The organism is Serratia sp. CY31944 (genome assembly GCF_052169175.1).
In the GTDB taxonomy this organism is placed as follows: Bacteria; Pseudomonadota; Gammaproteobacteria; order Enterobacterales; family Enterobacteriaceae; genus Serratia; species Serratia sarumanii.
Genome location: NZ_JBJNLG010000018.1, coordinates 127,516 through 134,637, shown reverse-complemented (window position 1 = coordinate 134,637; position 7,122 = coordinate 127,516). Strand labels below are relative to the sequence as shown.

At 63.3% G+C, this 7,122-nt stretch carries 7 protein-coding genes and 1 tRNA gene; 3 read left to right on the top strand and 5 right to left on the bottom strand.

Annotation, left to right across the window (positions count from 1 at the left end):
- Window positions 1-172: 172 nt before the first annotated feature.
- A complete protein-coding gene (mug, locus tag ACJ8IN_RS18550) occupies window positions 173-661 on the bottom strand; it encodes a G/U mismatch-specific DNA glycosylase (protein WP_033649053.1) in 489 nt (162 codons plus the stop codon).
- A gap of 146 nt (window positions 662-807) precedes the next feature.
- On the opposite strand from mug, the gene ACJ8IN_RS18545 reads away from it, so the two are divergent.
- Together ACJ8IN_RS18545 and aac(6') are read left to right on the top strand one after the other, a co-directional pair.
- Window positions 808-883 (top strand) — tRNA-Ile (locus tag ACJ8IN_RS18545).
- A gap of 121 nt (window positions 884-1,004) precedes the next feature.
- Entirely contained in the window at window positions 1,005-1,445 is a 441-nt protein-coding gene (aac(6'), locus tag ACJ8IN_RS18540; protein WP_047570454.1) for an aminoglycoside 6'-N-acetyltransferase, read from the top strand.
- On the opposite strand, the gene ACJ8IN_RS18535 is transcribed toward aac(6'), so the two are convergent.
- Window positions 1,446-2,162 (bottom strand): HPP family protein, encoded by a 717-nt coding sequence (locus ACJ8IN_RS18535; protein ID WP_308326160.1) that lies wholly within the window; start codon window positions 2,160-2,162, stop codon window positions 1,446-1,448.
- 171 nt (window positions 2,163-2,333) lie between these two features.
- Between ACJ8IN_RS18535 and yfcF the strand changes: the two genes are divergently transcribed.
- Window positions 2,334-2,969: a glutathione transferase gene (yfcF, locus tag ACJ8IN_RS18530; RefSeq protein ID WP_033636084.1), complete on the top strand. Its 636-nt coding sequence runs from the start codon at window positions 2,334-2,336 to the stop codon at window positions 2,967-2,969.
- A gap of 73 nt (window positions 2,970-3,042) precedes the next feature.
- Here the strand turns inward: yfcF and ACJ8IN_RS18525 are convergent, their stop codons facing one another.
- Genes ACJ8IN_RS18525 through ACJ8IN_RS18515 form a run of 3 tightly spaced genes read right to left on the bottom strand, consistent with a single transcriptional unit; the run spans window position 3,043 to window position 7,075 of the window.
- Window positions 3,043-4,284, bottom strand: coding sequence for an amino acid permease (locus ACJ8IN_RS18525; protein WP_308326057.1), 1,242 nt, complete (start codon window positions 4,282-4,284; stop codon window positions 3,043-3,045).
- Between the two features lie 58 nt (window positions 4,285-4,342).
- Entirely contained in the window at window positions 4,343-5,797 is a 1,455-nt protein-coding gene (locus ACJ8IN_RS18520; protein WP_004937166.1) for an NAD-dependent succinate-semialdehyde dehydrogenase, read from the bottom strand.
- A gap of 12 nt (window positions 5,798-5,809) precedes the next feature.
- Entirely contained in the window at window positions 5,810-7,075 is a 1,266-nt protein-coding gene (locus ACJ8IN_RS18515) for a 4-aminobutyrate--2-oxoglutarate transaminase (protein WP_060706840.1), read from the bottom strand.
- Window positions 7,076-7,122: the final 47 nt, after the last annotated feature.

Below are 7,122 nucleotides of genomic sequence, written 5' to 3'. Positions count from 1 at the left end.
TGGTGATTTCCTTCTTACTTGTGGTGAGTAAGCTGGAATATTCCGGCATGGGTTTCCTTCAGGCTAGAGCCTCACAGGTTCAATCACCACCTCCTTAGGAGGTGGTTTAAGGCTTACAACAAAAACCCCGGCCTGCCGGGGTTTTTTTATGCCCTGAATACGCCTCGCCGCATCATTGCAGCGCCAGGAACAGCTCGCGATAGCTGGCGGTGAGCTGCTCCAGGGTGGCGCGGTTCAATCCGCTGGGGTTGGGCAATACCCACACCTCGGTTTCCCCCAACGTCAGCGTCTGCTTGCCCCAGGGCGCGTTTTTCACCCCGAAGGCGGTGGTGAACGCCTGCTTGCCCAAAATCGCCAGCGCGCGCGGCTGGTAGCGCAGGATCTTCTCTTGCAGCGCCTCGCCGCCGCTGCGCAGCTCGTCGCGCGACAGCTCGCTGGCCGCCACCGTCGGGCGCGCCACCAGCGCGGTAATGCCGCAGCCGTTGTCCTTCAGCTGCTGCCACTGCTCCGGCGCCAGCTGGCTCTCGGTAAAGCCGGCCTGATGGATCACCTTCCAGAAGCGATTGCTGCCGTTGGCGAAAGGGTAGCCCTGATGGGCGGAAGAAAGGCCGGGGTTGATGCCGCAAAACACCACCCGCAGATTGGGCGCCAGAAGTTCCATGAGTGTCGTGAGTCCATTGCAGGGATTTACTGCGGTTATCGCAAAATCCGCCAGCAATTACAACAGGCTAGAACTGTGCAGAAAAGCAACATACGGGCGAGTAACAGTAGACCGCCGCTTAAGGATTCCCTATAATCTCGCGGCTTGGCCCCTTAGCTCAGTGGTTAGAGCAGGCGACTCATAATCGCTTGGTCGTTGGTTCAAACCCAACAGGGGCCACCAAATTTTTGCTGTTTTCACAGCCTTACAAGCCATCCTGTCCGGGGTGGCTTTTTTGTTTCCCGCCTGCGTGCCACACTTCTCTCTCGGCATTCTCGTTTATTCCGACCCATAAGGATCCCGCATGATCGTCATCTGCGACCACGACAACCTCGACGCCTGGCTGGCGTTGCGCACCGCGCTGTGGCCGTCCGGCTCGCCTGAAGAGCACCGCGCGGAAATGCGCGAGATATTGGCTTCGCCGCACCATACCGCGTTTATGGCGCGGGGGCTGGACGGCGCTTTCGTTGCCTTTGCCGAGGTCGCGCTGCGCTACGATTACGTCAACGGCTGCGAATCGTCGCCGGTGGCGTTTTTGGAAGGGATTTATACCGCCGAACGCGCCCGCCGCCAGGGCTGGGCCGCGCGCCTGATCGCGCAGGTACAGGAGTGGGCGAAGCAACAGGGGTGCAGCGAGCTGGCGTCGGATACCGATATCGCCAATCTGGACTCCCAGCGCCTGCATGCGGCGCTGGGCTTTGCCGAAACGGAGCGGGTGGTGTTTTACCGCAAAACGCTGGGCTGATCAGGCAGTTTTGCTTTGCCGCTGATGCGCCAGCTGCTCGGCGCGCAGCAGGATCTCCTGCAAATCGTCCTCGTCGATATCGAACAGATCCCCCTCCATCAGCGCCTCGTGCAGATCGCCACGGGTGATGGAAACGGCATCGATCGGCAGATTGGCCGGTTTGGCCTCCGCCTGCGCCAGCGCGTGCGGGTAGCGTCGCCCGGCCAGGTTATTGAACAGAATGGCCAGCGCCGCCAGCAGCACCGAGTTCAGCAGCACCGGGTACAGCACGAAGTGGTAGCCCATCTGGTGAATGCCGGGGCCGCCGAGGATGGCGGTCAGCGCCACCGCGCCACCCGGCGGATGCAGGCAGCGCAGCTTAAACATCAGGCCGATGGCCACCGCCGCCGCTATGCCGCAGGCCAGCCCCGGATCGGGGATCAGCAGGCCGGCGCTGACGCCCACCGTCGCCGCCAGCGCATTGCCGCCGACGATCGACCAGGGCTGCGCCAGCGGGCTGTTGGGCACGCCGAACAGCAACACCGCCGAGGCGCCCATCGGCGCGATAAACCACAGGTTCACCTCGCCCAAAATAAAGTGGCTGATCCAGCCGGCGAGCATCAGCCCCAAACCGGCGCCGACGCTGGAAATCAGCATCTCTCGCTTGCCCACCGCCAGCGGGTGCGGCCACAGGCGCGCACATCCCACTTTCACTCGCTCTATCCACTGCGTCTTCATGTTACCCAATACGGCTCAATTCACGTGTTGGCAACAAATATATCACATCATCCGGAAGGAACTCACGGCGCTGCAGGCCGCGGCATCAAACAACTTTTGGCCTAACAGATTGATTTTTAGCCATCCCTCGACAATGATGAATGTTCTCCCCTTAACCCCGAGGAACCGCCGATGTCTCAACCGATCACCGAGCTTTACACCGACAGTGAATTTTTCAGCCCGTACGCCATGTCCGCCTTTGTCGTGCTGACGGAAAAAGGCATTCCGTTCACCGTGAAGACGGTGGATCTGGCGAAAGAAGAGAATAAAGAGGCGGCCTACGCGGCGCTGTCGCTCACCCGCCGGGTGCCGACGCTGGCCATCGGCGAGTTTCAGCTATCAGAGTCTTCGGCGATCGCCGAATACCTGGAGGACATCCATCCGGCCCACGCCGTGTACCCGCGCGACGTGAAGCTGCGCGCCAAGGCGCGCGAGATTCAAGCCTGGCTGCGCAGCGATCTGCTGCCGATCCGCGCCGAGCGCTCGACCGAAGTGGTGTTCAACAACGGCAAGTTCCCGCCGCTGTCCGAAGCCGCACAGGGGGCCGCACGCAAGCTGATCGACGCCGTCGAAAAGCTGTTGAGCCATGGGCAGGATAATCTGTTCAGGGAGTGGTGCATCGCCGACACCGATCTGGCGCTGATGCTCAACCGGCTGGTGATGCACGGCGATCCGGTGCCGGAGCGCCTGCGCCACTATGCGCACAAGCAGTGGCAGCGCCCGTCGGTGCAGGCCTGGCTGGCGCTGTCGGCAAAGCGGCGCGCCTGAGAAAAAAATCGGCGGCCACGACGCCGCCGTTCTCAATGCCGAGAAACAACATCACTGCTTGAGGGAAGGCAAATCACCATCCAGAGGGCAGATAGCCTAACAATGAAGCGATGGCGTACACCGCGCTGGCCAGGTACAGCAGCACAATGCTGATCTGCAGCAGCGGGTGCGTGATCCAGTTGCACTGCCAGCGCGGCGTCTGGTCGCCATGTTTGCGTGCGCCGCGCAGGATCAGCATCGGCATGATCGACAGGATCACCCCGCTGAACACCCCGGCGAAGTAGAGCGCGTTGACGAACGACACCAGCCCGCTGTAGGCCAGCGCGAACGGCGGCACCACCACCAGCAGCAGCACGCCGAAGCGGCGCAGCGGCAGCTCGTCGTTGCCCAGCCGGAACTTGTCGAAAATATTGGTCAGGAAACTGCCGCCCAATCCCCAGTAGGAAGTCAGCATCGCGCACAGCGCGAAGATGTTGGCGGAGAAGAACGCCCACTGCCCCAGCGCCTGGCCCCAGGATATGGTGGCCACGTCGGAGATGCCATCCAGCCCGCTGAGCGCGATCACCGACATCGGCACCGCCGCCAGCAAAATGAAGGTCACCGCCATGCCGACGATGATCGCCTTCGGCAACTGCTCCGGCTTGTCGGCAAAGCCGCGCGCCATTTCCGGCACGATGTACTGCGCCGAGAAGCAGAACACCACCACGTTGAACACCGGCACCATAAAGCGCCAGTCGCCGTCCAGCAGGTTGCGCATCTGGGTGGTGTCTTTCAGCAGCGTCGCCGCCACCAGCGCGGTCAGCATCACCACCATGCCGATGCTGATGAACTTCTCGCCGCGGCCGATCGCTTTCAAACCGAGATACAGCACGCCGGCGGCGGGCACGAAGAACAGCAGGCTGCCCAGCGCCGGCGAGATGCCGAACAGCGATTGCAGCAGCTTGCCGCTGCCGGTCATGTAGGCGGTAAGCGCCCCGACGCTGTTGACGCACACCGAAGCGAACATCAACCAGGCGCCCAGGCCGCCGACGTAGCGCTTCGCCAGCCCGCTCAGCTGCAGATGCGCGCGGGTGCGCAGCGTGGATTCGGCGACGTACAGCATGGTGATGGTGGTCAGGCTCCCCACCAGCACCAGCCAGAACAGCAGCGGCAGGAAACCGGCCTTGCTGGAGGCGTAGGCGATGGAGAGCACCCCGGCGCCGATATTGGTGCCGACGATCATCGCCACCCCTTCAAGGAAACTTAACGATTTGGCGGGTGCAGGTACTCGCACCCCGGCGGCAAGCGCCGGAGAAACAGAGGTATTATCAGACATGCATCATCCTTTATCGCCCGGCGACGCTGGCCGCCGGGATGGGTTAACGTCCTGACGCTCAACGGCTCACATCGATACACAGGTATTTCAGCTCCAGATATTCTTCTATCCCGTAGCGCGATCCTTCACGCCCGAGCCCTGACTGTTTCACACCGCCGAACGGCGCCACTTCGTTGGAAATCAGCCCGGTGTTGATGCCGACCATTCCGTACTCCAGCGCTTCCGGCACGCGCCACTGGCGCGCGGCGTTCTGCGTGAACAGGTAGGCGGCCAGGCCGAATTCGGTGTCGTTGGCCATGGCGATGGCTTCCGCCTCGTCATGGAAGCGGAACAGCGGCGCCACCGGCCCGAAGGTCTCTTCTTTGGCGAAGCGCATTTTCTGCGTCACGCCGGTCACCACCGTCGGCTGGAAGAAGGTGCCGCCTAGTGCGTGCGGCTGGCCACCGGTGGCGATCTGCGCCCCTTTGATCAGCGCATCGTCGATATGGCTCTGCACCTTCGCCACCGCATCGCTGTCGATCAGCGGCCCCTGGGTGGTGCCTTCCTGGCTGCCGTCGCCGACTTTCAACTGCTCGACCGCCGCCACCAGTTTCTCCGCCAGCCGCTCGTAGATGCCGTCCTGCACGTAGATGCGGTTGGCGCAAACGCAGGTCTGGCCGCTGTTGCGGAACTTGGAGGCCATGATGCCCGCCACCGCCGCGTCCAGATTGGCGTCGTCGAACACGATGACCGGCGCGTTGCCGCCCAGCTCCAGCGACAGCTTCTTGATGCTCGGCGCGCACTGCGCCATCAGAATGCGGCCGACCTCGGTCGAACCGGTAAAGCTCAGCTTGCGCACCACCGGGCTGTCGCACAGCACCTTGCCCACCTGCGCCGCTTCCCCGGTCACCACCTGCAACACGCCGGCGGGAATGCCGGCGTCCTGCGCCAGCTTGGCCAGCGCCAGCGCGGTCAACGGCGTTTGCTCGGCCGGTTTGACGATGATGGCACAGCCCGCCGCCAGCGCCGGCGCCACCTTGCGGGTGATCATCGCCGCCGGGAAGTTCCACGGGGTGATGGCCGCGCACACGCCAATCGGCTGCTTCACTACCACCAGGCGCTGCGAAGCCTGCGGCGCCTGCAATACCGCGCCGTCCACCCGCTTGGCCTCTTCGGCGAACCAGGTGATGAACGACGCGGCGTAGGCCACTTCGCCGCGCGCTTCCGCCAGCGATTTACCCTGCTCGGCGGTCATCAGCTGCGCCAGATCTTCCTGTGCGGCCAGCACCTTGTCGGCCCAGGCCAACAGCAGCGCGGAACGCTGCTTGGCGGTCAGCTGTTTCCAGTCGTTTTGCGCCCGCTGCGCCGCCGCGATCGCCTGCTGGGTTTCCTCTTCGCTGACCAGCGGAATGCTGGCCAGTTCGGCGCCGGTGGCCGGGTTGATCACCGCTTCGCGCTTGCCGCTCAGGGCATCGCACCATTCACCGTTGATCAGACACTGGCTGCGCAACAGCTCGGGATTGTTCAATTTCATGCCGTTCGCTCCTTAGTGAGCCAGCGCGCGGGACAGGATGCCCATCGCCTTGGTGAACTGATCGTCCGGGATGGTCAGCGGATACAGGAAGCGGATCACGTTGCCGTTCACGCCGCAGCTCAGCAGCAGCAGCCCTTCTTCCATCGCCTTCTGCTGCACCTGACGGGTGATCTCCGCCGAAGGCTTGCCGGTAGCCGGATCGTTGAACTCCACCGCCACCATCGAACCTTGCGCCCGCACATCCGCAATTGCCGGGCTGGTTTTGCGCGCCTGCTGCAGCACTTCCACCAGGTGCTGCCCCAAGCGCTGGGCGCGCTGGCACAGCTGCTCTTCGTCGATCACGTCCAGCACCGCGTGCGCCGCGGCCACCGCCAGCGGGTTACCGGCGTAGGTGCCGCCCAGCCCGCCCGGCGCCGGCGCGTCCATCACCTCGGCGCGGCCCGCCACCGCCGACAGTGGCATGCCGCCCGCCAGGCTTTTCGCCATGGTGATCAGATCCGGTTTAACGCTGTAGTGCTCCATGGCGAACAGCTTGCCGGTACGGGCGAAGCCGGTCTGTACTTCGTCGGCAATGAGAAGAATGCCGTGCTGGTCGCACAGCGCGCGCAACGCCTGCATAAAGTCGGCCGGCGCCACGTTGAAACCGCCTTCGCCCTGCACCGGCTCCAGCACGATCGCCGCCACCTGCTTGGGATCGATATCCGCTTTAAACAAGCGATCCAGGCTGTTCATCGCGTCTTCGGTAGTCACGCCGTACAGCGCATTCGGGTACTGGCCGTGGAACACCGAACCGGGGAACGGCCCGAAGCCCAGTTTGTAAGGCGCCACTTTGCCGGTCAGCGCCATGGTCATGTAGGTACGGCCGTGGAAGCCGCCGCCGAAGGTGATCAAGCCCGGGCGGCCGGTGTAAGCGCGGGCGATCTTCACCGCGTTTTCCACCGCCTCCGCGCCGGTGGTGAAGAAGGCGGTTTTACACGGGCCGGCGATCGGCGCGCGCTGGTTGATGCGCTCCGCCAGCGAGACATAGCTTTCGTAAGGAACGATCTGATAGGCGGTGTGGGTGAAGGCCTGCAGCTGCTTTTCAATCGCGGCGATCACCTTCGGGTGGCGATGGCCGGTGTTCAGCACGGCGATCCCCGAGGCGAAGTCGATCACTTCATTGCCTTCCACATCCCACAGCGTAGCGTTCTCTGCGCGCTCGGCGTAAAAACCACACATCACGCCCACTCCGCGCGGGGTGGCGTCCTGACGGCGTTGGTTCAATTCTGCGTTTTTCATGCTGTTCTCTCCGGTCGGTGCCAGTTACACGTTTCGTTCACATTCGT

Excerpts from the sequence above, each read along its gene's own strand:
- yfcF (WP_033636084.1), top strand. The coding sequence starts at position 2,334 with ATGTCTCAACCGATCACCGAGCTTTACACCGACAGTGAATTTTTCAGC.
- ACJ8IN_RS18535 (WP_308326160.1), bottom strand. The coding sequence starts at position 2,162 with ATGAAGACGCAGTGGATAGAGCGAGTGAAAGTGGGATGTGCGCGCCTG.
- mug (WP_033649053.1), bottom strand. The coding sequence starts at position 661 with ATGGAACTTCTGGCGCCCAATCTGCGGGTGGTGTTTTGCGGCATCAAC.
- ACJ8IN_RS18520 (WP_004937166.1), bottom strand. The coding sequence starts at position 5,797 with ATGAAATTGAACAATCCCGAGCTGTTGCGCAGCCAGTGTCTGATCAAC.
- ACJ8IN_RS18525 (WP_308326057.1), bottom strand. The coding sequence starts at position 4,284 with ATGTCTGATAATACCTCTGTTTCTCCGGCGCTTGCCGCCGGGGTGCGA.
- ACJ8IN_RS18515 (WP_060706840.1), bottom strand. The coding sequence starts at position 7,075 with ATGAAAAACGCAGAATTGAACCAACGCCGTCAGGACGCCACCCCGCGC.